This window comes from Fontibacterium abundans (SeqCode) (assembly GCF_965235095.1).
GTDB classification, from domain to species: Bacteria; Pseudomonadota; Alphaproteobacteria; order Pelagibacterales; family Pelagibacteraceae; genus Fontibacterium; species Fontibacterium abundans.
In genome coordinates this window covers 234,493-259,503 of record NZ_OZ249405.1, presented here as the reverse complement: position 1 = coordinate 259,503, position 25,011 = coordinate 234,493, and the positions used below count along the sequence as shown (strand labels likewise).

The following is a 25,011-nucleotide window of genomic DNA, read 5'->3' as shown; positions in this document are numbered from 1 at the left end:
GTCCTAGACTCTCAATTTTGCTAATTTATGGTTGAATAATAAACATTAAGTCACGGTCTTGTAGTGAAATGGATATCATCCTAGTCTTCGAAACTAGAGTTCTAGGTTCAAGTCCTAGCAAGACCACCAAAATTACTAATCATGTCTACTAACGAATATAAATTTGAAATAACAGAAGAGAAAAATAATACACGCTTAGATTCTGCTCTGGCTGTTCTAATCCCAGAAATTAGTAGAACAAGAATTAAAAATATTATTAATGAAGGTTTTGTTAAAATTAATAAAATACAAATAACTCAAGCTTCTATTAAAATAAGATCTTCTGATATTGTAGAAGTTTCAATACCTGAGCCTAAGGAAGTTAATATTTCAGCAAAAGATATTAAACTAGATATTCGTTACGAGGATGCTGATTTATTAATTGTTAACAAATCTCCTGAAATGGTTGTTCATCCTGGTGCGGGAAACTTTGATAACACTTTAGTAAATGCTCTTATGTTTCATTGTAAAAATAAACTTTCAACCATTGGTGGAGAATTAAGACCAGGTATAGTTCATAGAATTGATAAAGGAACTAGCGGTCTGTTAGTGGTTGCAAAAAATGATAACTCTCATATTTTTTTATCAAAACAGTTTGCAGAACATACTATCAAACGAGTTTACGAAGTTCTTGTTTACGGAAGAATGAAACCAAGCTCTGGACAAATATCATCTATGATTGGCAGAAGTAAATTTAATAGAAAAAAAATGAGTATCAATACTTCTAGAGGAAAAGATGCTGTTACAAATTACAAAACTATAGAATTTTTCACAGGTAAAAAAATTCCTGATATGAGCTTTCTTGAATGCAGACTAGAGACAGGACGAACTCATCAAATCCGCGTTCATCTTTCATCTCATGGCAATCCTATTATTGGTGATCAAATTTATGGAAAGCAAAATAAATTTATCAGAGATATTGATCCTGAATTTAAAGAACTATTAGAAGGATTTAAAAGACAAGCTTTACATGCAAAATCTATTGGATTTATTCATCCGACCACTAAGAAAGAAATAGAATTTGAATGTGAAAAACCAAAAGATTTTGAGAATCTACTAAAAACAATCAAAAAGCTTAAGTTTTAATATCTTGTTATACGAGTTATAATACCCACATAAATATCATGGAAAAAATTGAAAAAAATTCTAATCTTCCAACTCTTACGCCTGAGGGAAGTTTAAATTCTTATTTATTAAAAATTAGGAAATTTCCAATGTTAGAGCCACAGCAAGAATATATTCTTGCAAAAAATTGGCGTGAAAAAGGAGATAGAGAGTCAGCTCACACTTTAGTTACAAGTCATTTAAGATTAGTTGCGAAAATTGCAATGGGTTACAGGGGTTATGGTCTTCCTGTTGGAGAATTAATATCTGAGGGAAACATTGGTTTAATGCAAGCAGTTAAAAAATTTGATCCTGAAAGAGGATTTAGACTTGCAACATATGCAATGTGGTGGATTAAAGCTTCTATCCAAGAATATATTTTAAGATCTTGGAGTTTGGTTAAAATTGGAACAACTGCTGCCCAAAAAAAATTATTTTTTAATCTTAGAAAATTAAAAAACCAAATTTTTGCCATTGAAAGTGGGGATATGACTCCAGCTCATGTTAAAGAAATAGCAAATCGACTAGATGTGAATGAAGATGAAGTTATTTCAATGAACCGACGAATGGCAGGACAAGAACAATCTTTAAATGCTAAAATTTCAGATGAAGAACAAAGTGGTCAGTGGCAGGATTGGATTGTGGACGAAAATGCTGATCAGGAACTATTGATTTCTCAACGTCAAGAATTAGATCAAAAACATGCATTATTACAAACAGCTTTAAAAGTTTTAGATGAAAGAGAAAAAGAAATTTTATATGACAGAAAACTTATTGATGAGCCAAAAACTTTAGAGGAGCTTAGTCAAAAATATAAAATAAGTAGAGAAAGAGTAAGACAAATCGAAAATAGAGCTTTTGAGAAAGTTCAAAAAGCAATGTTAGAGAATATTAAAACAAAACCTTTCATTACGCATTAAAAGGGTCTTCAACAAAAATCGTGTCATCTCTTTCAGGACTTGTTGAAATGCTTGCAATCTTAACGCCCACAAAATCTTCAATGGCTGCAATATAAATTTTTGCTTTCTCCGGCAATTCTTTGTAATTTCTTATTCCTTTTGTCTCAGACTTCCAGCCTTCAAAAGTTTTATAAATAGGCTCTACTGCAAATTGATCTTCTGATGCACTTGGGAAAAAATCAGTTTCTTTACTGCGTAATTTGTAGCCTACGCAAAATTTAATTTCATCCAATGTATCAAGAACATCTAACTTAGTTAATGCTATACCCGTAATTCCTGAGATAGTTGCGGATTGTTTAACAAGAACTCCATCAAACCAACCACATCTTCTTTTTCTGTTAGTTACAGTTCCAAACTCATGACCTCTTTGACCGATTAATTCGCCTGTTGCATCTTTAAGTTCTGTTGGAAAAGGACCTTCTCCGACTCTTGTCGTGTATGCTTTTGTAATTCCTAGAACATAATCAATTGTTTTTGGACCGCAGCCTGTACCAACTGATGCTGTGCCAGCAACCGTATTTGATGAAGTTACATAAGGATAAGTTCCATGATCTACATCAAGTAATATTCCCTGTGCTCCTTCAAATAATATTTTTTTATTTAATTTTTGATATTCAGCAATTTTTTTCCAAACCGGTTGAGAAAATTTTAATATTTGTGGTGCAATTTTCAATAATTCATTAATTAATTCATCTGATTTATATATCTTCTTTTTTAATCCTTTTCTTATTGCATTATGATGTTCTAAAATAACTTCAAGTCTTTGCTCTAAATTTGTTTTCGAACGTAAATCCATAACTCGAATAGAACGTCTGCCAATCTTATCTTCATACGCAGGTCCTATTCCTCTTCTTGTAGTTCCAATTTTAGATTTTGCTGCATCTTCTCTGATCTCATCCATTTCTTTATGAAAAGGCAGAATTAAAGTTGCAGTATCAGAAATAATTAAATTATTTTCATTAACATCAACTCCCTTTTTTTTAATCTCTTCAATTTCTTCTAGTAGTGCCCAAGGATCAATAACAACTCCATTTCCAATGATTGAAATTTTATCGCCTCTAACTATTCCCGATGGAAGCAACTTTAGTTTAAAAACTTTTCCGTTAATAACTAATGTGTGACCTGCATTATGACCGCCTTGGAATCTAATAACAACATCGGCTTGCTCTGAAAGCCAGTCCACAATCTTCCCTTTGCCCTCATCGCCCCACTGAGAGCCTACAACTACAACGTTTGTCATAAGTAAATTCTTTAAGATCTTTATAAAGATCTAAATTATTTAATTTAATAAAGCCATATGATTAATTGGCCCGTGTCCTCTTCCAAATTTTGGATTTAGTAAAATTGCTTTATGAACATATTGAATAGATCGTCTACACGATTCGTTCATATTGTAATTTTTAGAAATAAAAGAAGCAATCGCGCTAGATAAAGTGCAGCCTGTACCATGTGTATTTTTAGTTTTAATTTTCTTATTTTTAAAAATTTTAATGTTATTTTTTGAAATCAAAACATCTTCGATAAAAGATTTATAAGTGTGCCCTCCTTTTATAAGAACAAACTTGGGTCCAAATTTTAAAATTTCATTTCCAGCTTTAATTACATCTTCTAAAGTTTTAATTTTTTTTTTAATTAGAGTTTCGGCCTCTGGAATATTAGGTGTTACTAATAATGCGTAAGGTAATAATTTTTTTCTTAAATAGTTAATAGAACTATTACTAATTAATCTATGCCCTCCTTTTGCAACCATTACAGGATCTATTACTATATTTTTTAATTTATGTTTTTTGATAGCTCTAATAACTTCTTTGATCACACCCACATTATGCAACATCCCAATTTTTATAGAATTTGGTCGTATATCCTGTACCGAAAATGAAATTTGATTGAAAATTTCTTTTGGTGAAATAGATACAATTGATTTTACACCTGTTGTGTTTTGAGCGGTAATTGCAGTTATTGCTGTCATTGCATAAACACCAAGCGAAGTTGCTGTTTTAATATCTGCTTGAATACCAGCTCCTCCACTAGAATCTGAGCCTGCAATAATTAATAACTTGGACTTTAGTTTCAATGTTATGCGTAATTTATTATTAGTTTTTTAACTTCAGTCACAGTATCTTTGATTAATTTCTTATCTAAACTTTCAACCATTATTCTTACAAGATTTTCCGTTCCTGATTTTCTAACTAATAATCTGCCTTCTTGTTTTAAATTTTTATTAATCAGATTAAGTCTTGCTTTAAGAGATTTATTTTCAACAATATTTTTATTCTTAACTTTAATATTTTCTAAAACTTGAGGAACTTTTTTAAATACTGAAAATACTTTGCTTGCTTTACCATTATTCTTTAAAGAATTTAAAACTTCTAAAGCAACTAATAATCCATCCCCTGTAGTTGCAAGGTTTCCAAGTATAATGTGTCCGGATTGTTCTCCTCCTAAATTATATTTCAAGCTATTCATTTTTTCTTTAACGTACCGATCACCTACGTCTGCTCTATGAAATTTAATATTGTTATTTTTAAAATAATTTTCTAATCCTAAATTAGTCATTAAAGTTCCAACGACACCGCCTTTTAAAATTTTTTTCTTTTTCCAATTTTTTGCAATCATTGCAATAATTTGATCTCCATCAATAATTTCTCCTTTTTCATCGCACATAATGACCCTGTCTGCATCGCCATCAAATGCTATGCCAATATCTGCTTTATGAGTTTTTACCGATTGTTGAATAAGCTCTGGATGCGTTGACCCGCAATTTTTGTTAATATTAAATCCATCCGGATTTATTCCAATGGCGATAACTTCAGCTCCTAATTCTCTAAGTAAGGCTGGTGCTGATTTATAAGAAGCTCCATTTGCGCAATCAAGAAATATTTTTACTCCAGATAAATTAAATGATTTTGGAAAAATATTTTTTAATATTCCTATATAGTTTTCGGTAGCATCTTCTAGTCTTTTAGCTCTGCCTAATAGGTTTGGTTTTACTAAATATTTTTCAACTTTGTCGTCTATTAATTTTTCAATTTGTTTTTCAACTTTATCGGAAAGCTTCATTCCATTGGGGCCAAAAAGTTTTAAGCCATTGTCTGTATGAGGATTATGTGATGCAGTTAGCATAATTCCAAGATCTGCTTTCATAGATTTTGTTAACATAGCAAGTCCGTTTGTTGGTAATGGCCCTAAAAGCAAAACGTCCATGCCAGCAGAAATAAGTCCTGAAACTAAAGCGGGTTCTAGCATGTAGCCTGATAAACGAGTGTCTTTAGCAATGATTGCCTTGTGGCGTTGTTTATTTTGATTGGAAAAATATGTTCCTGCAGCAAGACCAAATCTGAAAAACATTTCTCCAGTAATGTTGCCTTTGTTAACTTCTCCTCTAATGCCGTCAGTTCCAAAATACTTTTTCATTATTATTTCTTTAAAAATTGCGAATAAACTCTAAGAGCTTCGTTCGTTTCTTGTATATCATGAACTCTAAATAGCTGAATACCTTGCAAATAAGAATATAAAACAGAGGCTATTGTGCCTCCTAATCTTTGTGGATTATCTTTTTCGCCCATAATTTTTCCTATAAAACTTTTTCGCGAAGGGCCAACCATAATTGGATAACCAAGACTGTGGAATATTGAAATCTTAGAAATAATTTCTAAATTATGTTCTAAAGTTTTTCCAAAACCTATTCCTGGATCGATAATAATTTGCTCATCCTTAACTCCATTATCTTTTAAAAATTTAATTTTATTTTCAAAATAATCAAAAATATCTAGTAATACATTTTCATAAGTCGGATTATTTTGCATATCTTCGGGTGTGCCCTGTGAATGATTTAAAATAATTTGTTTTCCTGAATCTTTTACAACTTGATAAGATTGCTGATCAAAATCTAATGCTGAGACATCATTTAATATATCCACTCCTATACTTATGCCGTGTTGCATTACTTTGGATTTTCTTGTGTCTAATGAAATTAATTGATTTGGATATTTTTTTTTTATCAATTGAATTGTGTCTGATACCCTTGTAATTTCATCTTGTACACTAACAGATTTTGCGCCCGGTCTTGTCGATTCTCCGCCAACATCAATAATATGAGCTCCTGAATCAATCATGCTCTTAACATGATCAATTGCTCTAAAAGTGGTATTATATTTTCCCCCATCAGAAAAACTATCCGGTGTAACATTTAAAACTCCCATCAAAATAGGATCGTTAAAATTTAAATTAAAAATATTATTTCTTTTTGAACTTATTTTATTTAAATCACTCTCAATTTCATTTCTAAAATCTAATTTTTCTAATTCTAGAACGCTATATTCTTCAACTGTATGTCCGTCAGATTGTCTTTTTAAAATTTCTACTGATAAAAAACCCACATCTTCCAATCCACAAAGGCTTTTAGCAGTTTCTTCTTGAATAAAATAATTAGCCCTTTGACCAAAGACAACATTGGTTGGCCTTATATAAATACTCTTCATGAAAGAAAAGTTAGATTAACTTTGCGTGTTAGGCTTTAAACCTATTGCTCCTAAGGCGCTACCTAGTTTTTTCTTTGTAGAACTGGCCTCTTCTTTTCCAGATAGGCGTTTTGGATAAACATTTTCAAATACTATTTTTTTAATTTCTTCACCTGATAATGTTTCATAAGTTAATAAAGCTTTTGAAACTTTATGAAGTTCGTCAACTTTCTCTGCTAATATTTTTTTAGCTCTTGCATAACCAGCTTCAACAATTTTTTTAACTTCTGAATCAATTTTCTTAGCAGTTTCTTCGGAAACATTCTGCGTTCTTGATACAGATCTTCCTAAAAATACCTCTTCTTCATTTTCTTGATAAGCAATAGGTCCTAACTGATCACTCATTCCATATCTGGTAACCATATTTTTTGCCATTTTTGTAACCATTTCAATGTCAGATGAAGCTCCAGAGGTTACATTGTCATAACCAAATATCATTTCTTCTGCAATTCTACCTCCCATAGCAACAGAGATATTACCAAACATTTTTTCTCTAGTTATAGATAACTGATCTCTTTCTGGCAGTCTCATGACCATTCCTAAAGCCCTACCTCTTGGAATAATTGTTGCTTTATGAATTGGATCTGATGTTGGCTCATACAAAGCAACAACTGCATGTCCGCCTTCATGGTAAGCAGTTAATGTTTTTTCTTCTTCCGTCATAACCATAGATCTTCTTTCAGCTCCCATCATGACTTTGTCTTTAGCTTCTTCAAGATCAGACATGGTAACAATTCTTTTGTTTTTTCTTGCAGCAAGTAATGCTGACTCGTTTACAATATTTGCAAGATCAGCACCTGAAAAACCTGGTGTACCTCTAGCAATAACTTTAGGATTTACATCTGGCCCAGTTGTAATTTTCTTAAGATGCACTTTTAAAATAGCTTCTCTACCAATGATGTCTGGATTGGATACAACAACTTGTCTATCAAAACGACCTGGTCTTAATAGAGCAGGATCTAAAACGTCTGGTCTGTTAGTTGCTGCAATTAAAATCACGCCTTCATTAGTTTCAAACCCATCCATCTCAACAAGTAACTGATTTAACGTCTGCTCTCTTTCATCGTTACCTCCACCTAAGCCAGCTCCTCTACTTCTGCCGACAGCATCAATTTCATCTATAAATATTATACAAGGAGCACTTTTCTTTGCTTGCTCAAACATGTCTCTAACTCTAGACGCTCCAACTCCAACGAACATCTCAACGAAATCTGATCCTGAAATTGTAAAGAAAGGAACATTTGCCTCTCCTGCAATCGCTCTTGCTAATAAAGTCTTACCTGTGCCTGGAGGTCCAACAAGCAAAGCTCCTTTTGGAATTCTTCCTCCTAATTTTTGAAATTTTCTAGGATCTTTTAAAAAATGAACAATCTCTTCTAATTCTTCTTTTGCCTCTTCAACTCCAGCAACATCTTGGAATGTAACTCTGCCATGAGCTTCGGTGAGTAATTTTGCTTTTGATCTTCCAAATCCCATAGCTCCACCTTTGCCGCCTTGCATCTGACGCATGAAAAATATCCATACACCAATAAGCAGCAACATGGGAAACCATGACAATATTATTCCCCACAACGAAGGTCCTTTTTCTTCTCTAGGCCCCGCTGTGATTGCGACTCCTTTTGCTGATAATTTTTCAACTAGATTTGGGTAATTTGGTGAATAAGTTTTGAAACCTTTGCCGTCTCTAAAATTTCCAGAAATTTCACTTCCTCTAATATCAACTGAAACTACATTTCCTTTATCTACTTCCGTTAAAAAAGTAGAAAAAGGCATTTCAGTTTTTCCAGTGACTGAACCTGGATTTTGGAAAAGATTATATAAGCCTAAAACGAGTAGAACGATTACGCCCCACATCATTAAATTACGCAAATTCATAATTTAAAAGTAACCATTATTATAGAATAAACAAGTGGTATTCTCAAATAAATCTAAGAAAACACACTGTAAAACTATCGTTTTTAATGTTGTATTTCTTATTCTTAAAATTAACAAAAGGAACAAATAACAACTGCCCTTCATTATTCCAAAAAGACGGTAACGTTTTTTTTGCATGAACTGGAATTTTATTACCATAATCATTAAATTTATTTTTTCTTAAATATTCAATTCCATGATTGCCTAATTTTTTAACAACAAATTGTTGTTGGTTATTAAAATTTTTATTAACTAAAAAACGATCGTCCCAATTTGTTTTTTGTTTTGTTTTATTTAAAGTTTCGACCGCAACATTTCTGTCTTCTCTATAAAATGAAATTATATTTTTATTTGTCTCAATTAAACATCCACCCAAAGTGGAAGATTTAAAAGATTTTGCTAATAAATTTTTCATTAAACCTTTTAAACTATCTGATCGTGGCGGATAATACTCTCCTGAGACAAAATGAATTGCTTTAATAATAACTCTAAAGATTACTTCTTGTGCTTCATTATTAAAAATAGAAGACTTTAACGTTGCATAACCTTCTTTATAAAAGTTTAAATATTTTTTCTCAGACTTAAAAATATAAAAATCTAATGAATTTTTTGCAGTATTTAGGTTATCAATAGTTTTAATAATACGTTTAGGATCAAACCCTTCTTTCTGTAACTTTGTCTGCATTTTTCTAATTCTAACTCTTAAAAATTTATCATTCTTATTTGATGGATCTTCAATCCAAGATGAATAAGATTTTTTAGTTACACTTAACAGTTCCTGTTTATTAAAATTTAATAAGGGTCTTAAAAGATAAAAATTTTTATTATATTCAAAAATATTTTGTAAGGAGGTTAAGCCTTTAATGCCGCTGCCTCTAATTAATCTTATGTAAAAATTTTCAATTAAATCGTCTTGATGATGCGCAAGAATTAAAAATTTGATTTTATTTTTTGCACAATATTTTTCAAATAAATCATATCTTAGATCTCTTGCTTTTTTTTGAATATTAGAAGAAAATTTTTCACCTTGATAAGTTAAAATCTTAGCCTTGATTTTGTTCTGAGTTAAATTTTTATAAGTTACTCTTGCTTCTTCAGCAGATTCTTTTCTTAGTTTATGATCAATAATTAAAGATACAAAATCATTATCATTTTCTAATGAATATAACTTTGCAAGTACACTTAGAGCTAGACTATCGCTACCTCCTGATACTGCGATTGCAAATTTTTCTTTGCCAATAAAAGATGAAATTTTTTCTCTGAAACTAAAATAAATATGATTTACTTTTTTATCTTCTAATAATTTAAGACTAACTGCAGTTAAATCTTTTCTTTTCATAAGATGATTTTTGTAAGATTGAAGCATCAGTCTTAGGATAGGCCTTTTTTAAATTAATGATCATCTTACAACCTTGTTCAATTTCGCCAAGCTCCGCAAGTGTTACACCTAATTTTAACAAATTTTCAGGAGCTTTTGGGCTGTTGGGATATTTTTGGTAACCCTCTAGGAATGCTGCAGCTGCATCTTCATAAAGCTGTCTAATATAAAAAGTTTCTCCATACCAAAATTGTGCGCTTCCTGCGAGTTCATGCTTTGAATGAGTGTCTACAAATTCTTTAAAAGCAATTTCTGCTTTTTCAAAATCTCCACTTTTCATAATATTCGTTGCATATTTATATTGCTCTGCGATTGAAACTTTTGGCAAAACTTTTGTTTTAGGTTTGTTAACTTTTTCTTTTAATTTAATATTTTCTGACTTGGTTGGCTGTTCCTGAATAACATTTTCTTCTTCTTTGTTAACTTCTTCAGAATTTAAAATATTAGTTTCATTTTTTTTTACCGTCTGAGCTTTTTCTAAAATCACTTCTTTAGGAGCGCTAACTTTTTCACTAATAGCTCTGTTACTTTCTAATTGCTGAAATCTTAATTGACTATCATTTGAAATTTTGTTTAATCTATCTGATAACTGTTGAAGTTTATAATTATTTTCTTCAAATTTTGATGTTGCTTGTTGAATTTGTTTTTCTAATTCTGAAATTTTAGCTAACTGTCTAGTTAAAGCTTCATTCACGACAACATTGTCTGATGGTAGAGCGGCGTTCTTGCTATAAACAGCTTTTTCTAAAGTTTGAATATCTTTTTGGATTTTTTCTAATCTATCTATTAATTCATTCGTCTTGTCTTGTTGTGCAAAAGACATGTTTGCAAAAAAAATAATAACTAAGATTTGTAATAAGAATCTATTTTTAAAAAACATATTTACTCATTTTATTTAATTTAAATGGCAAAAAAAAGACCCTAATGAATTTCTCATTAGGGTCTTTTATGAAGTTTTTAGTATTAATTAGTTTTAACTGTTACAGTTCTTCGGTTTTGTGACCAAGCTAAAACATTTGATGCTGGATTAGCAGGTTTTTCTTTACCATAACTAAGAACTTTAATTCTATTAGCAGCAACACCATTGCTGATTAAATAGTTTTTAGCAGCTGTCGCTCTTCTTTCGCCAAGGGCTAAGTTATATTCTCTTGTTCCTCTTTCATCGGCATGACCTTCAAGAACTACATTTAAAGTTGGATTTGCTTTTAAATAAGTAGCTTGTTTGCCAAGAGTTGTTGTTGCAGCTGATGTTAGTTCTGATTTGTTAGTTGAAAAAAATACTCTATCTGGAACTCCATCCGCTAAGAATTTAACTGTTTCTGTTCCAGTATAAGCATCGTCGCCTTTTGTAGTTGCTTGTTGTGTTGCGCAAGCACCCAAGAATAAAGTCATTACTAGAGCTAGTGAAACTTTATTTAGATTTTTAAATAACATTATTATTCCTTTGTTTATTAATTTTCTGAATTTACGTTGATATTTGAATAAGATGAATAATGCAACTAATAAGTTAGTTTTCTATTTTCCAGATAATAATCCTGACCAAGATGGGTCTGAAGCATCCGTTGGAGTTTGAATTAATCTCTCATTATAACCTGTTAAATCAATAGACCATAATTTTGCCCCACCTCCTCTTCCGCTGTTATCAGAGGCCGTCTCTCTATAAAATACAAGAACCCTTCCATTTGGCGCCCAAGATGGTGCTTCTTGATAATAGTTTTCAGTCAATAATCTTTCACCAGAACCATCGGATCTCATAACTCCAATATAAAATTTATTTCTATATAATTTAGTAAAAGCTATTAAATCACCTCTTGGTGACCAAACTGGTGTTCCATAAAGTCCCTCACCGAAGGATATTCTTTTTACATTCGTGCCATCACTTTTCATTGTGTAGATTTGTTGGAATCCACTACGGTCAGAATTAAATGTAATGGAAGAACCGTCTGGAGAGTAAGAAGGCGAAGTATCTATTGAAGGATGATCTGTTAATTTTTCAACAACTCTTGTTTTAATATCCATTGTATAAATATCAGAGTTACCTTCCTGCGCAAAACTCATAATTATCTTTTTTCCATCAGGAGAAAAACGTGGAGCAAAAGTCATTCCTGGAAAATCTCCAACTAAATCTTGAATTCCTGTTTCAATATTTAATAAATAAACTCTAGGTAAATTTTTAAAATAGGACATATAAGTTACGTGCTGACTTGTGGGGCTAAATCGAGGAGTTAAAACTAATTCATTGCCTAGTGTTAAATATTTTACTCCATAACCATCCTGATCCATTACTGCTAATCTTTTTTTTTTATCTACTTTTGGTCCAGTTTCAGAGACATAAATTATTCTAGAATCAAAATAACCTTTCTCTCCCGTTAACCTTTCGTAAATTTTATCTGAGATCATATGAGATACTCTTCTCCAATTATCAGGCGTAGTATAAAAAGCTAAAGCTGATAATTCCGTTGCTGATACAACGTCCCATAATTTAAATTCAACCCTAAGTCTGCCTTCTTTTTCTAACGAAATTTTTCCTGTAACAAGAACTTGGGTTTTTATAAAAGCCCAATCTTCAAATCTTGGTTTGTTATGGGCTGGTTCTGGTCTTTGAATAAAAGATTTTTTCTCTAATGCAAAAAACAAACCTGATCTTGAAAGATTATTTTGTATAAGTTCAGGAATTTTACTCTCAAGTTTTAAATTTTTTATGTTATCACCTAATTTAGAATCTAAATAAAAATCAGAAATAGCTGTTGGTAAAGGATCTAAATTTCCCCTTGTTATATCAACCGAAACAAGCGCAAATGACTTTGTTGTTAAAATAAAAAATAATGCAAAAATTGTAAAAATTTTATATTTCATATTACCCCTTTAACATTTCTTTAGCGTCAAAGTTTAATTGCATTTCTTTCCACTTTTCGTAACCAGTTGATGGTACTTTTAGAGGATTGCACAACTTAACGGCCCTCAATGCACTCTCTGCTAATATCTTATAATAAGTTTGTCCAGCTGTATTCATTCTTGCTAAATCTAAAATCTCGCTACTTACTAATGAACCATCGGGATTAAGTTTGATTTTTATTCTAACAGTTAAATTTTCATTATACGGAAGTCCGATTGGTATATTCCAGCATTTAAATATTTGAGCTTTAATCGCATCTTCCTGAGTTATTGTAAGTTTAGAAGTAACAACATTTTTTTGTTGACTTTGGGTAGCTTCTAAACTTGGCTTATTATTAGCTTCTGCATTGTCTTTTTTGGACTTGTCTATAAGTGCAGAAATCTTATTAGGGTCAAAAATCTCTTTTTTCTCAAATTCAGATGTTTGTTTTGTTAAGTCTTCAACTTTAACTGGGTTTTGTCTTTTTTCTAATAATTCTTTAATTTGTTTTATGTTTTCTGGCAAAGGTACAGCATCTGGTTTTTCTTTTGGAACAATTTTTGGTGGTGCTTGTTCCGTTACAACTCTATCTTTAATTTTTTTGTCAGTTTTTGCACCATCAGAAACTTTGGGAGCGTAAGGTATATTTGTTCTTTCCCCAATCTGAACAAGATCTACGGACATAACTAAAGGTGCCTGCACTCTTCCCATTAAGAAAGGTAGGGTTATGCTACTAATAATAAGAATAACTGTGTGAGCTATAAAAGAAATCTTAAGGCTCTTTTGCATGACATTATTTTTTGCTTTTAGAAAGTGCTGGTCCTGAAATTAAAGCAACTTTCGTAAAACCCGCTCTTGAAAGCAATCCCATTACTTCCATAACTCTTCCATAATCAATTGCCTTATCACCTCTTACATAAATTCTAGTATCAGTTCTATTTTTTGACATTGCTAAAATTTTAGGAACCAATTGGCTCGTTTCAACTTGTGTTTCTTGAATAAAAGTCTCTCCTTTTGCATTAATACTAAGAGTCAATGGCTCTTTATCATCAGGCAATGAATTTGCAGAACTGTCAGGCAAATTAACTGATACACCAGCTGTTAACATCGGTGCTGTGACCATAAAAATAATTAATAAAACCAACATTACATCCACAAAGGGCGTAACATTTATCTCACTCATAGGTTCTCGTTTTCGAGATCTATTGTTCTGAATTTTAAAAGCCATTTATGTAATAGAAATAAATGATTGGCTAAAATTTTCTAAACGAGTTGAATATCTTCTAGAGTCACTAGTAAACTTATTATAAGCAACAACTGCTGGTATCGCTGCTAGCAATCCTAACGCTGTTGCAAATAATGCCTCTGCTATACCAGGAGCTACGATTGCAAGACTTGTATTTTTTGAAATAGCTATAGATTGAAACGAATTCATAATTCCCCATACAGTTCCGAATAAACCAATAAAAGGAGCTGTTGACCCAACAGTTGCTAAAAAAGTTAATTTTTTTTCTACAACTTCCATCTCTTTGTCTATTGAGCCGCTCAAGGCTTGTAAAACTCTTTCTTGGGTTGATGCAGATCTAGATTTATTTTTTATCATAAAATCCATGCCTGCTTTAAATACATTGGCCATAGGGTCTTCATTATAGCCTTCTAATTTCTTATATAAACTGTCAGCTGACTTTGAGGACCAAAACTGATCTTCAAAAAATGAAGATGAACCGTTAATTTTTTTAAATAACTTATATTTCTCGATTATGATTGCCCAAGAATAAATTGAAGCTGCAATTAAAATAATAATTACAAATTTAACTACAAAATCCGCTTTTAAAAATAATGAGAAAAAAGAAAAATTACTTGCTGCAAAATTCATATATTTTATTTTGTTTTGTTTAGTTGTTTTGTATTTTTAAAACTTGTCATTTATTTGTCTTCGCAACAAAGATCTAGTTCTTTGTTATATGCAGGAGCTTAATTTTACCTTTAAATCCTCAGGAATTATTTTTGGTTTTCCGGTATTGTCAATGGTCACCAGTTCAACTATCGCCTCAGCTAAAACTTCTTTATCTCTTAGAACGTTTTGCGACATCTCAATTCTTAAGTTTGATACGTTTCTTACAAAGCTCTCAACAATAATTTTATCTTCAAAAAATAGAGGTTTTTTATAAGTAATGCTAAATTTATGAACAACAATTTTGATATCAAACTTATCATTTAATTCTTTATGATTATAACCAAGAGAATAGATAAGTTCAGTTCTCGCTCTTTCAAAATACTTTAAATAATTCGCGTAATAAACTATTCCACCGGCGTCAGTATCTTCGTAATAGACTTTAGTTTGGTAGATAAATTTTTTTAATACGCTAGCCATGAAAACTATCGTTTTTATAATTATCTATAAAATACTTTCCGATTAAAATGGCATCCGCTTTATTAGAATCTTTTTTTCTAGCTAATTTTGGGGATATAGTTGGATAAATTTCTATTACCTTTGTTCTACTTGCATCTTTAACTGATCCAATCAAATTAAAATGCTTCTTCCACTTTGCGGGTCTTACAAAGTATATTGGAAAACTTAATGCCGCACATATTCCCTTAATAATTCCAAAAGACTGTCCAAAATTAAACATGCTAGTCACTCCCTGCCCTGGCATAGCATTCACTTGTTCGACTATTACCGAAACTTTATCACTTTCATGTAAAAAACTTTTAAAGATGTGGGTGACCTGAGCTGAATTAATTTGTCTTTTATTTTTTTTTCCATCAACCATTGTTGGAACATCATATATTTCTAAAATATCTTTATTTTTAAAAACACAAATTGCTCCACTTACTCCAGGGTCAATAGAAAAAACTAACAATTTTTTAATTCGCTCCTTCTAATAATTTTTCATCAACTTCAAAATTAGTAAAAACATTTTGAACATCGTCATCATCTTCTATTTGCTCTAAAAAATTTACAACTTTAGTAAACGCTTCTTTATCCAAATTAACTTTGCTAAGAGGATTCCAAATTAAACCAGCAAAACTTAAATCTTTAATTTTTTTCTCTATTTGCTCTCTAACAGAATTAAATTCTTCTTTCTTACAATTAATTTCATGATGAAGATCTGTTGTAACACAATCTTCTGCTCCTGAATTAATAGCGATTTCTAAAGCATCGTTTGTATTCATTAACTCTTTCTTTATCTTGATTTGCCCTATCTGTTCAAATTGATAACTAACAGATCCTGTCTCGCCTAAGGTTCCTCCAAATTTTTGAAATATTGTTCTAATATTTGATACTGAACGATTTTTATTATCAGTTAACACTTCTATAATAACTCCCGTTCTGCCTGGGCCAAAGCCCTCATATCTTGAAAATTCATAACTATTATCGATATTACCTTGAGATTTTTTAATGGCTCTTTCAATATTATCTTTGGGCATATTTGCTGCTCTTGCTGCTTGAACCGCAGCTCTCAATCTTGGGTTCATCTCCGGATCCGGCGTTCCAAGTTTTGCTGAAACAGTTATTTCTCTTGAAAGTTTAGTAAACAGTTTGGAACGTATTTTGTCAGCACGTCCTTTTCTGTGCATCATATTTTTAAAATGCGAATGACCTGCCATGCTATTAAAATGATCTTTGATTAAAATGAGCGCCAATTGTGATGGGTTTTATATCCTTTGCAAGGCCCGTTTTTTCATCAGCAATAACCTTAATTCCGGATAATGTTCCTTTACCTAATGCTGGAGACAAACGTTCTAAATTTGGCTGTTTTAAAAATTTTTTTAAAGCTGCATCTTTATTCATTCCTATAACTGAATCATAATCACCACACATGCCGGCATCAGTTTGATATGCTGTTCCATGATTTAGAATTCTAAAATCAAAAGTAGGAACGTGACTGTGCGTTCCAACAACTAATGTTACCTGACCATCAAGATAATGACCCATTGCTACTTTTTCACTAGTTATTTCGGCATGAATATCCACAATAATAAAGTCTGCTTCTTTGCCTAATTTTAATGATTGTAATTTCAGAGCAATACAATTGAAAACATCATCTGTTTTTTTCATATAAATATTTCCCATAATATTAATTACAGCAACTTTTTTATTATTTTTTAAAGAATAAATTTCACAACCTGATCCTGGAGTGCCTTGCATAAAATTTAATGGTCTTAATAATCTTTTTTCCTCGGATATAAAATCTGCTGTCTCTTTTTGATCCCAAATATGATTTCCTGAGGTAATTACATCAACGCCAACTGAAAATAATTCATTGCATATCTTTTTTGTAATTCCATAGCCACCCGCTGCATTTTCTCCATTCACAATAACAAAATCTATTTCTTCATTAGCTTTTACTTTTGGTAATTCAGATAAAACTATATCCCTACCGGATCTGCCTACGATGTCTCCTAAAAATAAAAAATTCATTGAATATTTAAAAAACCTTTTTCTGTGAAAACAGCATCCAAACAAAAATCTGTTTTTAATGTTTTTAGTTTATCTTTTTTTTGAAATGAAAAACCAATTCCGATTGTTCTAAATTTTTTTTTAGCTTTATTTAACATGTTAAAATATTTATCATAATATCCAGATCCATAGCCGAGCCTATTACCATATTTATCAAAAGCTAACAGTGGAACTAAAAAAATATCGGGTACTAAAGTTTTAGAATCTATAAAAGTTTGTGGTATTCCATATTTATTTAATTGCAAAACATCCTTCGAATTCCATTCTTTAAACTCCATCAATTTATTATATTTATGAATAAATGGTAGCGATAATGAGAGTCCTTCTTTAAATAATAATGTATTTAAAATTTTTAAGTCTAATTCAAAGTTTATAGAATAATAAGTGCCTACAGTACTGTTCTTATATCTCGCAATCTCTAAGAGTAAGGGGCTAAAATCTTTTTCTTTTAAGTTAAAATATTTTTTTTTTCTTAAGGAAAAAAAATACTTCCTTAACTTTTCTTTCATTAAAATTAATTAATCTTTTCTAGAAAATTATTTATTGAATTTGAAACTTTTTCTAAAGACTCCGAATAATTTTGCTCATTATCCGATATTTTGCTTTTGAGTTCCTGTAATTCAGATTGAATATTCTGAATCTCTCTCTCTTTATCTTCTTTATATAAAATTGATAAACTTTTAATTTCTTTAAATTTTTCAAGTAAAGTTTTATTATGGTTTTTAAGTTTTTCTATAGATTCTTTAATAGTAAACATCTCGTCAATAACTTGTATTGAACTAATTAATAAGAGTTTGCTTTCGCCAATATTTCCAAGGTCATTTTTAAGTTGTTCAAATTTCTCATTTAAATGTAGGGATAATTTTTCTAACTCCTGCTCCTGTCCATCTTCGCAAGAGAGGATATAATCTCGATTATTAAATTTAACAGTAACGTTTACCATTTTTCAAATTCTCCTAACATTGCATCTGTCTCTTGGCTTAATTCGTCAATTTTTTTTACAAACATTTTTTTGTTTTTTAATATTTCTTCTAACTGTTCTTTTGTTGACTGTAATTCATTTTGTACAGAATTTACTTCTTCTTTTAAATTTTTATTAATACTTTCAGTTTCTGTAATCTTATATCTAGACTCTTCTAATTCAACTTCCATTTTATGTAATTGATCATTTATGGTTTGATTTTCTTTTTCTATTAAATCAATTTTATTTAATAATTCCTGATTTCCTGAGTCTTGATTATTTAGTTTTTGTTCAAAAACTTTTAACTCATGAATAATACTGTCTTTTTCTACTTCTAAATTTTTTGACTTTAGATGCAGTTCATCTTTTTCTTTTTCTAATTGAGAGCTTAGCTTTTTTAGATAACTGCTTTCTTCCTTAGAGTTTTTAATTAAATCTGCGATTGAATCTAGTTTATTTAAAGTTTCGAATAGCTGTGTTTCTTTATTTTTTAAATTCATTAAACTGAAAAAAATTGTTTAATTTGCATCTTAAACATAATAATAATTCCTGCAATCCAAGTCTATCTATGTTTCATGGCAAAAAATAATTACTCAGATCTAGCTAATGCAATAAGATTTCTGTCAATTGACGCAGTTCAAAAAGCAAATTCAGGTCACCCTGGTATGCCTATGGGCATGGCTGATGTAACAACGATTCTTTTTAATAAATTTTTAAAGTTTAATCCTCATAATCCTTCTTGGTTTAATCGAGATAGATTTGTTTTATCGGCAGGTCATGGATCGATGTTACTTTACTCTGCTTTATATTTGTCCGGCTACAAAACTATTAATATTGAAGATATTAAAAATTTTAGACAATTAAATTCTATTTGTGCTGGGCATCCTGAGTATGAAAAAGATTCTGGAATAGAAACAACTACTGGTCCTTTAGGTCAAGGTATAGCTAATGCCGTTGGTTTTGCTTTAGCTGAGGAAATTAATAGAGAAAAATTTGGTGATAAAGTTTGTAATCACAAAACTTATGTTATTGCAGGCGACGGTTGTTTGATGGAAGGCATTAGTCATGAAGCGATGAGTCTTGCCGGACATCTAAAGCTTAAAAACTTAATATTATTTTTTGATAACAACTCTATTTCTATAGATGGAAATACAAATCTTAGTATTTCTGATGATTATAAAAAAAGATTTGCTTCTTATAATTGGGATTTAATTGAAATTAATGGTCATGATCATAATCAAATTTCAAAAGCCATTAATAAAGCGCAAACAGCAAAAAAACCGACTGTCATATCTTGCAAAACTATTATTGGTTATGGCTCTCCAAACAAAAGTAATACAGCGTCTGTTCATGGAAGTCCTTTGGGAGGAACTGAAATTGAGTTGGTTAGAAAAAAATTGAAATGGTCATCACTACCATTTGAAGTGCCTGAAAATATTTTAAAAGAATGGAGAAAATTGATTATTAGCGGAAAAAAACATGAAGAAAATTGGAAAAATAATTTTGATAAATTAGAGAAAAATAAAAAAGAAGAACTTTTAAGAATTAAGTCTGGTAGCTTACCAAAAAATTTTAATGATAAAATTGCTCAAATTAAAGATAAATTTTTTGAAAACTCAAAACCGACAGCTACAAGAAAATCGTCAGAGGCATGCCTTGAAGCAATTACAACATTTATTCCAGAGCTTATAGGAGGTTCTGCAGATTTAACTGGTTCGAACAATACAAAATCATCGTCACAAAAAATAATTAAAGCCAATAATTTTAACGGGACATACATTCACTATGGAATAAGAGAGCATGGTATGTGCGGTGTAATGAATGGTTTAGCTCTAGATCAAAGCACCATTCCTTATGGTGGAACATTTTTAATATTCTCAGATTATTGCAAGCCTTCAATTAGATTGGCCGCTTTAATGAAACAAAGAGTTATATATGTATTAACACATGACTCTATCGGCCTTGGAGAAGATGGTCCAACACATCAACCAATAGAACAGCTCCTTAGTTTAAGATCAATTCCAAATTTAAATGTATTTAGACCAGCTGACTCAATAGAAACTTTGGAGGCTTGGGAATTGGCTTTGAAATCAAATTCCACTCCTAGCGTTCTTGCTCTTACAAGACAAGATTTACCAATGGTAAGAAAAAAAGAATCTAAAGAAAATTTAACTCAATACGGCGGTTACATAATAAGTGACTCAAAAAAAGATAATTGTAATCTAACAATAATTGCGACTGGATCGGAAGTAGAGATTGCCTTGGACGTTCAAAAAAAATTACATGAGCAAAATATAGAATCAAAAGTTATTTCTATGCCTTGTTTAGAATTATTTGAAAAACAATCTCAAGAATATAAAAATAAAATTTTAGGAAAAAACTCTTTTAGAGTAACTATCGAAGCCGGGGTTACAATGGGTTGGGAAAAATATACGTCTAATGGGATTTCTTTTGGCATTAATTCATTCGGAAAAAGTGCTCCTTACAAGCAAATATATAAACATTTTGGTCTTACTCCTGAAAATATTACCTCTGAAATCAAGAAAAATTATAAATAATCAACCTTATTCATGAACAATCTAAATACGCTTTCAAGCAACGAAGATATTAAAGATAAAATTATTTTTTTAAGAGTAGATTTTAATATTCCAATAAAAGACGGAAAAGTAATTGACGATACAAAAATCGTTAATATGAAAGATATTATTAATAAGTTGTTATCTAAAAAAACTAAAATTATTTTATGCTCTCATTTAGGAAGACCTCAAAAAAATGGCAAACAAGGACTGTCTTTAGATCAGGTTAAAAATAAATTAGAAAATATTTTTAAAAAAAACATAGTTTTTTTAAATAATTATTTAAACAAAGAGACTAAAAACAATATAAGACAATCAGATAAAGAATTGTTTCTTCTAGAAAATATTAGGTTCTATAAAGAAGAAGAAAAAAATGATCCTGAATTTGCTAAACAATTAGCAAGTCTTGCAGATATTTATATAAATGAAGCGTTTTCATGCTCTCATCGAGCTCACGCTTCTGTAACTGGAATAACTAAATTTATTAAATCTTACGCCGGGGAAACAATTGTTAATGAATTAAATTCTTTAGAAAAAATTTTTAATAAATCAAACAAGCCTGTTACTTGTATTATTGGTGGATCAAAAATATCTACAAAAATTGATTTAATTTCTAACTTAATCAAAAAAGTAGATTTTATGATTATTGGTGGAGCAATGGCTAATAATTTTATAAAATACAACAATTTTGAGATTGGAAAATCCTTATTTGAGCCCAATAAGGAAGAAACTATAAAGCAAATTATTTCTGCGGCTAATGAAAATAACTGCAAATTAATAATTCCTAACGATGTTGTTGTTTCGATTAATGAAAGTACTGCTGGTAAAAATAAAAGTTTATCTGAGATAGAATCTGGTGATATTATTTTTGATATTGGTGTTGATACTATAAAAAATATTAGTGAAATTATTAATCTATCAAAAACCTTGCTATGGAATGGTCCGCTAGGATTTTTTGAAAAAGACTTTTTTGCTAACGGAAGTAACGAAGTCGCAAAATTAATTAAAATAAATACTCAAAAAAAATTATTAATTTCCATAGCTGGTGGCGGCGATACTGCAGCAGCAATCAAAAAAGCAAAAGCTGAAGATGGATTTAGCTACATCTCAACTGCAGGTGGTGCTTTTTTAGAATGGCTTGAAGGGAAAATACTTCCAGGACTAAAAGTCCTTGAAAAATAATTTTTAAATAACTAAAAGATTAGTACTATGAACAGTATCGAGTCTATTGCTCTTGCAATGGTACAAAAAGGCAAAGGAATTTTAGCTGCTGACGAAAGCAACAGCACAATGACTAAAAGGTTAGATTCTGTAAAAATTCCCTCTACAGAAGACAATAGATTAAATTTTCGAGAAGCTCTTTTTACATCAAAAAAAATTAAAGATTTTATAAGTGGGATAATCTTGTTTGACGAAACAATAAAGCAAACTGCTTCTAATGGTAAAACTATTTCGAAATTATTGAGTGACCAAGAAATTATTCCTGGAATTAAAGTTGATAAAGGAGTGAAACCACTTGCTCTGTCAAATGATGAAAAAATTACTGAAGGACTGGATGATCTTAAAGAAAGATTAATTGAATATTATAAATTAGGTGCGAGATTTACTAAATGGAGAGCTGTTTACGACATATCAAATATCTATCCATCAAAAACTTCTATAGTTGCAAACGCGCACGCTCTAGCGAGATACGCAGCCATTGTTCAAGAAGCAAATATGGTTCCAATTGTTGAGCCCGAAGTTTTAATGGATGGTAATCATGATATTAAAAAATGCTACGACGTAACTACTGCAGTATTAAATGAATGTTTTAATCAGCTAGCTATTCATAAAGTAAATTTGAAAGGAATAGTGTTAAAACCAAACATGATATTAAATGGTTCTGAATCTGGAAAAAAAAATATAACTAATGAGGTTGCTGAAAAAACCCTTGATTGTATAAAAAGAAATGTTCCAAAAGAAGTTCCTGGAATAGCTTTTCTTTCAGGCGGACAAAGTGAACTTGAAGCAACTGAAAACCTAAATTCTATTAATAAAATTAATGATACAAAATTTGCATTTACATTTTCCTACGGTAGAGCTCTGCAGCAAAGTGCATTAAAAACTTGGGCAAAAAATATTAATGACAAAACTATCGTGCAAGCTGTATTTGATGCAAGATCTGAGATGAATAGTCTTGCCTCACTTGGTAAGTGGAAATTAGATTTAGAAAAAAGAGCGGCTTAGTTTATTGAGTAAATTTCTTTACTTAATTTCTCCTGAAAAAATTACTAATCATAAAATATTTCTTAAAAAATTAGAACTTGTTTTCACAAGTAATATTATAAAATTTTTTCAACTTAGAATTAAGAATCAAAAAAGAGAAAAAATTATGTCGCTTGGAAAAAAAATTATAAAACTTACTAGAAAATATAAAGTTAATTTTATTATAAATGACGATCCTTACATTGCAAAAATATTAAAAGCTGACGGCTGTCATCTTGGTCAGCAAGACATGTCTATTAACTTTGCAAAAAAAATATTAAAAAAAAATTCAATTATTGGAATAACTTGTCACAACTCTAAAATACTTGCTTCTAAAGCTTTTACTAATAAAGCAAGTTATGTAGCTTTTGGTGCTTTTTATCCAACAAAAACTAAGAAAGTAAAGTACAGAGCCAAATTGAGTTTAATTAGATGGGCCAGAAAGAATATTAAAAAACCTATTGTTGCCATAGGAGGAATTAATCAAAATAATTATAAAAAAATATTAAATGCTGGTGCAAATTATATAGCTTGTTCAGCTAGTATATGGAAAAGTGGCATGAAAAATCCATTAACTGCTGTAAACATGTTTAAAAAATAGATATACGTTCTCAGAATAAATATGAAAATTTTAGGATCAGATATCAGAGTTGGTAATATCATTGAATATAAAAATGATCTTTGGAAGTGCCTTAAAAACCAAACGTCAAATCGTGGAAACCTTCGATCACACAATCAAGTAGAGCTTAAAAGCATTACTAAAGGCACAAAATTAAATGAAAGATTTAGAGCAGACGAAACAGTGGAAAAGGCAAGTCTAGAAGAAAAAAAATTTCAATTTTTATATTCAGCAAACGATGAATTCTTTTTTATGGATAGTGAAAATTTTGAACAAATTTCAATCAACAAAACACTTGTTGAAAATTGCGAGAAATTATTAAAAGAAAATTTAGAAGTTATTATTGAATTTTATCAAGAAAAACCATTAAGTGTTATTTTGCCTAGATCTGTAGAATATGAAATTCTTGAAACAGACTCTGTTGTTAAAGGACAAACTGCTTCCAGCTCTTTTAAACCAGCTATTATCCAAAACGGTGTTAAAATAATGGTCCCTCCATTTATAGATCAGGGTGATAAGATAATTGTTGATACTGAAACTCAAGAGTATTTAAAAAAAGTTAGCTAATGCCTTTATTATCGGCAAATCTAAACATTATGGAGAAGGCTTGTAAAAAAGCATCTAAACTCCTAATTCGTGATTTTGGCGAAGTTGAAAAATTACAAGTATCAAAAAAAGGTCCTGGAGATTTTGTTACAAATTCAGACAAGAGAACTGAAAAGATAATTATAAACGAACTATCTCTTGCTAGACCAGATTATTCATTTCTAGCTGAAGAAAGTGGCTCATCTGGAAAAAACACTGAATTTAGATGGATTATTGATCCAATCGATGGAACGACAAATTTTTTACATGGCATCCCTTATTTTGCAATCTCCATAGGGCTAGAAAAAAATAAAGAAATTATATGTGGCATGATCTTTAATCCTATAACTAATGAAATGTTTTATGCTGAAAAAGGCAAAGGTGCTTATTTAAATAATTCAAGAATTCGCGTTTCATCAAGAAAAAATATTGATGAATGCGTTCTTCTTACTGGAGGACCTATTCTTTCTTATAAAAATAAAGAAATATTTTTTAAAGAGTATGAATCTGTCAACAGAAGAGTTGCTGCGACTAGGAAATTTGGTAGCTCAGCGCTGGATCTTGCTTATCTTGCTAGCGGAAGATGTGATGCGGTATGGGAAAGAAACTTAAATTACTGGGATGTTGCTGCTGGAATTGTAATTGTTAAAGAAGCAGGTGGTACAGTAACTGATTTTAAAGGTGGAGACAAATATATTGAAGATGGAAATCTGTTAGCTACAAATTCAAAAATAGATAAAGACCTTATTGCATTGCTTGCATAAATTCTTAA

Annotated in this window: 27 protein-coding genes and 1 tRNA gene; 9 read left to right on the top strand and 19 right to left on the bottom strand. The window is 30.6% G+C overall.

Features of this window, described 5'->3' with window-relative positions; genetic code table 11:
* Positions 1 to 54 precede the first annotated feature (54 nt).
* The 3 genes from AC8GER_RS01450 to rpoH all read left to right on the top strand — a co-directional run bounded on the left by AC8GER_RS01450 (position 55) and on the right by rpoH (position 2,063).
* Positions 55 to 129 (top strand) — tRNA-Arg (locus tag AC8GER_RS01450).
* Positions 130 to 141: 12 nt separating this feature from the next.
* Positions 142 to 1,125, top strand: coding sequence for an RluA family pseudouridine synthase (locus AC8GER_RS01445; protein WP_506598196.1), 984 nt, complete (start codon positions 142 to 144; stop codon positions 1,123 to 1,125).
* 38 nt (positions 1,126 to 1,163) lie between these two features.
* Positions 1,164 to 2,063, top strand: coding sequence for an RNA polymerase sigma factor RpoH (gene rpoH, locus AC8GER_RS01440; protein WP_506598195.1), 900 nt, complete (start codon positions 1,164 to 1,166; stop codon positions 2,061 to 2,063).
* Here rpoH and AC8GER_RS01435 read toward each other — a convergent pair.
* From AC8GER_RS01435 to AC8GER_RS01345, 19 genes are all read right to left on the bottom strand, one after another.
* Positions 2,053 to 3,342 (bottom strand): adenylosuccinate synthase, encoded by a 1,290-nt coding sequence (locus AC8GER_RS01435; RefSeq protein ID WP_506598194.1) that lies wholly within the window; start codon positions 3,340 to 3,342, stop codon positions 2,053 to 2,055. The genes rpoH and AC8GER_RS01435 overlap by 11 nt on opposite strands.
* A gap of 39 nt (positions 3,343 to 3,381) precedes the next feature.
* Entirely contained in the window at positions 3,382 to 4,176 is a 795-nt protein-coding gene (gene thiD, locus AC8GER_RS01430; protein ID WP_506598193.1) for a bifunctional hydroxymethylpyrimidine kinase/phosphomethylpyrimidine kinase, read from the bottom strand.
* Positions 4,177 to 4,178: 2 nt separating this feature from the next.
* Positions 4,179 to 5,516, bottom strand: a complete 1,338-nt coding sequence (gene glmM, locus AC8GER_RS01425; protein WP_506598192.1) for a phosphoglucosamine mutase — start codon at positions 5,514 to 5,516, stop codon at positions 4,179 to 4,181.
* A 2-nt stretch (positions 5,517 to 5,518) separates the two neighbouring features.
* A complete protein-coding gene (folP, locus tag AC8GER_RS01420) occupies positions 5,519 to 6,583 on the bottom strand; it encodes a dihydropteroate synthase (RefSeq protein WP_506598191.1) in 1,065 nt (354 codons plus the stop codon).
* 15 nt (positions 6,584 to 6,598) lie between these two features.
* The gene (gene ftsH / locus AC8GER_RS01415; protein ID WP_506598190.1) at positions 6,599 to 8,497 is read right to left on the bottom strand and encodes an ATP-dependent zinc metalloprotease FtsH; all 1,899 of its coding nucleotides are present in this window, start codon (positions 8,495 to 8,497) and stop codon (positions 6,599 to 6,601) included.
* Between the two features lie 43 nt (positions 8,498 to 8,540).
* The gene (gene tilS / locus AC8GER_RS01410) at positions 8,541 to 9,875 is read right to left on the bottom strand and encodes a tRNA lysidine(34) synthetase TilS (RefSeq protein ID WP_506598189.1); all 1,335 of its coding nucleotides are present in this window, start codon (positions 9,873 to 9,875) and stop codon (positions 8,541 to 8,543) included.
* The gene (gene ybgF / locus AC8GER_RS01405; protein ID WP_506598188.1) at positions 9,847 to 10,794 is read right to left on the bottom strand and encodes a tol-pal system protein YbgF; all 948 of its coding nucleotides are present in this window, start codon (positions 10,792 to 10,794) and stop codon (positions 9,847 to 9,849) included. Before ybgF ends, tilS begins: the two co-directional genes overlap by 29 nt.
* A gap of 83 nt (positions 10,795 to 10,877) precedes the next feature.
* A complete protein-coding gene (gene pal / locus AC8GER_RS01400; protein ID WP_506598187.1) occupies positions 10,878 to 11,348 on the bottom strand; it encodes a peptidoglycan-associated lipoprotein Pal in 471 nt (156 codons plus the stop codon).
* A gap of 81 nt (positions 11,349 to 11,429) precedes the next feature.
* Entirely contained in the window at positions 11,430 to 12,770 is a 1,341-nt protein-coding gene (tolB, locus tag AC8GER_RS01395; protein WP_506598186.1) for a Tol-Pal system beta propeller repeat protein TolB, read from the bottom strand.
* Between the two features lies 1 nt (position 12,771).
* A complete protein-coding gene (gene tolA / locus AC8GER_RS01390; protein ID WP_029167495.1) occupies positions 12,772 to 13,578 on the bottom strand; it encodes a cell envelope integrity protein TolA in 807 nt (268 codons plus the stop codon).
* A 4-nt stretch (positions 13,579 to 13,582) separates the two neighbouring features.
* Positions 13,583 to 14,017, bottom strand: a complete 435-nt coding sequence (gene tolR, locus AC8GER_RS01385; RefSeq protein WP_029167494.1) for a protein TolR — start codon at positions 14,015 to 14,017, stop codon at positions 13,583 to 13,585.
* Positions 14,018 to 14,665 (bottom strand): protein TolQ, encoded by a 648-nt coding sequence (tolQ, locus tag AC8GER_RS01380; protein WP_029167493.1) that lies wholly within the window; start codon positions 14,663 to 14,665, stop codon positions 14,018 to 14,020.
* 84 nt (positions 14,666 to 14,749) lie between these two features.
* Positions 14,750 to 15,163, bottom strand: coding sequence for a YbgC/FadM family acyl-CoA thioesterase (locus tag AC8GER_RS01375; RefSeq protein ID WP_506598185.1), 414 nt, complete (start codon positions 15,161 to 15,163; stop codon positions 14,750 to 14,752).
* Positions 15,156 to 15,653, bottom strand: a complete 498-nt coding sequence (locus AC8GER_RS01370) for a RuvC family protein (protein WP_017970836.1) — start codon at positions 15,651 to 15,653, stop codon at positions 15,156 to 15,158. Before AC8GER_RS01370 ends, AC8GER_RS01375 begins: the two co-directional genes overlap by 8 nt.
* A gap of 4 nt (positions 15,654 to 15,657) precedes the next feature.
* Positions 15,658 to 16,401, bottom strand: coding sequence for a YebC/PmpR family DNA-binding transcriptional regulator (locus AC8GER_RS01365; RefSeq protein ID WP_029167491.1), 744 nt, complete (start codon positions 16,399 to 16,401; stop codon positions 15,658 to 15,660).
* 4 nt (positions 16,402 to 16,405) lie between these two features.
* Positions 16,406 to 17,215: a TIGR00282 family metallophosphoesterase gene (locus AC8GER_RS01360; RefSeq protein ID WP_506598184.1), complete on the bottom strand. Its 810-nt coding sequence runs from the start codon at positions 17,213 to 17,215 to the stop codon at positions 16,406 to 16,408.
* Entirely contained in the window at positions 17,212 to 17,763 is a 552-nt protein-coding gene (locus AC8GER_RS01355) for a 5-formyltetrahydrofolate cyclo-ligase (protein ID WP_506598183.1), read from the bottom strand. The genes AC8GER_RS01360 and AC8GER_RS01355 overlap by 4 nt, the downstream gene beginning before the upstream one ends.
* Before the next feature lie 5 nt (positions 17,764 to 17,768).
* On the bottom strand, positions 17,769 to 18,197 hold the full coding sequence (locus AC8GER_RS01350; RefSeq protein WP_029167488.1) for a cell division protein ZapA: 429 nt from the start codon (positions 18,195 to 18,197) through the stop codon (positions 17,769 to 17,771).
* Positions 18,191 to 18,715 (bottom strand): hypothetical protein, encoded by a 525-nt coding sequence (locus AC8GER_RS01345; RefSeq protein ID WP_506598182.1) that lies wholly within the window; start codon positions 18,713 to 18,715, stop codon positions 18,191 to 18,193. The genes AC8GER_RS01350 and AC8GER_RS01345 overlap by 7 nt, the downstream gene beginning before the upstream one ends.
* A gap of 75 nt (positions 18,716 to 18,790) precedes the next feature.
* Between AC8GER_RS01345 and tkt the strand changes: the two genes are divergently transcribed.
* From tkt to AC8GER_RS01315, 6 genes are read left to right on the top strand one after another with little or no spacing between them, the layout of a single operon-like run.
* Entirely contained in the window at positions 18,791 to 20,773 is a 1,983-nt protein-coding gene (gene tkt / locus AC8GER_RS01340; RefSeq protein WP_506598181.1) for a transketolase, read from the top strand.
* A gap of 12 nt (positions 20,774 to 20,785) precedes the next feature.
* Entirely contained in the window at positions 20,786 to 21,973 is a 1,188-nt protein-coding gene (locus AC8GER_RS01335) for a phosphoglycerate kinase (protein ID WP_506598180.1), read from the top strand.
* 27 nt (positions 21,974 to 22,000) lie between these two features.
* Positions 22,001 to 23,017, top strand: coding sequence for a class I fructose-bisphosphate aldolase (locus tag AC8GER_RS01330; protein ID WP_506598179.1), 1,017 nt, complete (start codon positions 22,001 to 22,003; stop codon positions 23,015 to 23,017).
* 4 nt (positions 23,018 to 23,021) lie between these two features.
* A complete protein-coding gene (gene thiE / locus AC8GER_RS01325; RefSeq protein WP_506598178.1) occupies positions 23,022 to 23,636 on the top strand; it encodes a thiamine phosphate synthase in 615 nt (204 codons plus the stop codon).
* Between the two features lie 21 nt (positions 23,637 to 23,657).
* Positions 23,658 to 24,221, top strand: coding sequence for an elongation factor P (efp, locus tag AC8GER_RS01320; RefSeq protein WP_029167482.1), 564 nt, complete (start codon positions 23,658 to 23,660; stop codon positions 24,219 to 24,221).
* Positions 24,221 to 25,003: an inositol monophosphatase family protein gene (locus AC8GER_RS01315; protein WP_506598177.1), complete on the top strand. Its 783-nt coding sequence runs from the start codon at positions 24,221 to 24,223 to the stop codon at positions 25,001 to 25,003. Before efp ends, AC8GER_RS01315 begins: the two co-directional genes overlap by 1 nt.
* The last annotated feature ends 8 nt before the right edge of the window (positions 25,004 to 25,011 follow it).

Excerpts from the sequence above, each read along its gene's own strand:
- AC8GER_RS01445 (WP_506598196.1), top strand. The coding sequence starts at position 142 with ATGTCTACTAACGAATATAAATTTGAAATAACAGAAGAGAAAAATAAT.
- rpoH (WP_506598195.1), top strand. The coding sequence starts at position 1,164 with ATGGAAAAAATTGAAAAAAATTCTAATCTTCCAACTCTTACGCCTGAG.
- AC8GER_RS01435 (WP_506598194.1), bottom strand. The coding sequence starts at position 3,342 with ATGACAAACGTTGTAGTTGTAGGCTCTCAGTGGGGCGATGAGGGCAAA.
- glmM (WP_506598192.1), bottom strand. The coding sequence starts at position 5,516 with ATGAAAAAGTATTTTGGAACTGACGGCATTAGAGGAGAAGTTAACAAA.
- folP (WP_506598191.1), bottom strand. The coding sequence starts at position 6,583 with ATGAAGAGTATTTATATAAGGCCAACCAATGTTGTCTTTGGTCAAAGG.
- ftsH (WP_506598190.1), bottom strand. The coding sequence starts at position 8,497 with ATGAATTTGCGTAATTTAATGATGTGGGGCGTAATCGTTCTACTCGTT.
- tilS (WP_506598189.1), bottom strand. The coding sequence starts at position 9,875 with ATGAAAAGAAAAGATTTAACTGCAGTTAGTCTTAAATTATTAGAAGAT.
- ybgF (WP_506598188.1), bottom strand. The coding sequence starts at position 10,794 with ATGTTTTTTAAAAATAGATTCTTATTACAAATCTTAGTTATTATTTTT.
- pal (WP_506598187.1), bottom strand. The coding sequence starts at position 11,348 with ATGTTATTTAAAAATCTAAATAAAGTTTCACTAGCTCTAGTAATGACT.
- tolB (WP_506598186.1), bottom strand. The coding sequence starts at position 12,770 with ATGAAATATAAAATTTTTACAATTTTTGCATTATTTTTTATTTTAACA.
- tolA (WP_029167495.1), bottom strand. The coding sequence starts at position 13,578 with ATGCAAAAGAGCCTTAAGATTTCTTTTATAGCTCACACAGTTATTCTT.
- tolR (WP_029167494.1), bottom strand. The coding sequence starts at position 14,017 with ATGGCTTTTAAAATTCAGAACAATAGATCTCGAAAACGAGAACCTATG.
- tolQ (WP_029167493.1), bottom strand. The coding sequence starts at position 14,665 with ATGAATTTTGCAGCAAGTAATTTTTCTTTTTTCTCATTATTTTTAAAA.
- AC8GER_RS01375 (WP_506598185.1), bottom strand. The coding sequence starts at position 15,163 with ATGGCTAGCGTATTAAAAAAATTTATCTACCAAACTAAAGTCTATTAC.
- AC8GER_RS01365 (WP_029167491.1), bottom strand. The coding sequence starts at position 16,401 with ATGGCAGGTCATTCGCATTTTAAAAATATGATGCACAGAAAAGGACGT.
- AC8GER_RS01360 (WP_506598184.1), bottom strand. The coding sequence starts at position 17,215 with ATGAATTTTTTATTTTTAGGAGACATCGTAGGCAGATCCGGTAGGGAT.
- AC8GER_RS01355 (WP_506598183.1), bottom strand. The coding sequence starts at position 17,763 with ATGAAAGAAAAGTTAAGGAAGTATTTTTTTTCCTTAAGAAAAAAAAAA.
- AC8GER_RS01350 (WP_029167488.1), bottom strand. The coding sequence starts at position 18,197 with ATGGTAAACGTTACTGTTAAATTTAATAATCGAGATTATATCCTCTCT.
- AC8GER_RS01345 (WP_506598182.1), bottom strand. The coding sequence starts at position 18,715 with ATGAATTTAAAAAATAAAGAAACACAGCTATTCGAAACTTTAAATAAA.
- tkt (WP_506598181.1), top strand. The coding sequence starts at position 18,791 with ATGGCAAAAAATAATTACTCAGATCTAGCTAATGCAATAAGATTTCTG.
- AC8GER_RS01335 (WP_506598180.1), top strand. The coding sequence starts at position 20,786 with ATGAACAATCTAAATACGCTTTCAAGCAACGAAGATATTAAAGATAAA.
- AC8GER_RS01330 (WP_506598179.1), top strand. The coding sequence starts at position 22,001 with ATGAACAGTATCGAGTCTATTGCTCTTGCAATGGTACAAAAAGGCAAA.
- efp (WP_029167482.1), top strand. The coding sequence starts at position 23,658 with ATGAAAATTTTAGGATCAGATATCAGAGTTGGTAATATCATTGAATAT.
- AC8GER_RS01315 (WP_506598177.1), top strand. The coding sequence starts at position 24,221 with ATGCCTTTATTATCGGCAAATCTAAACATTATGGAGAAGGCTTGTAAA.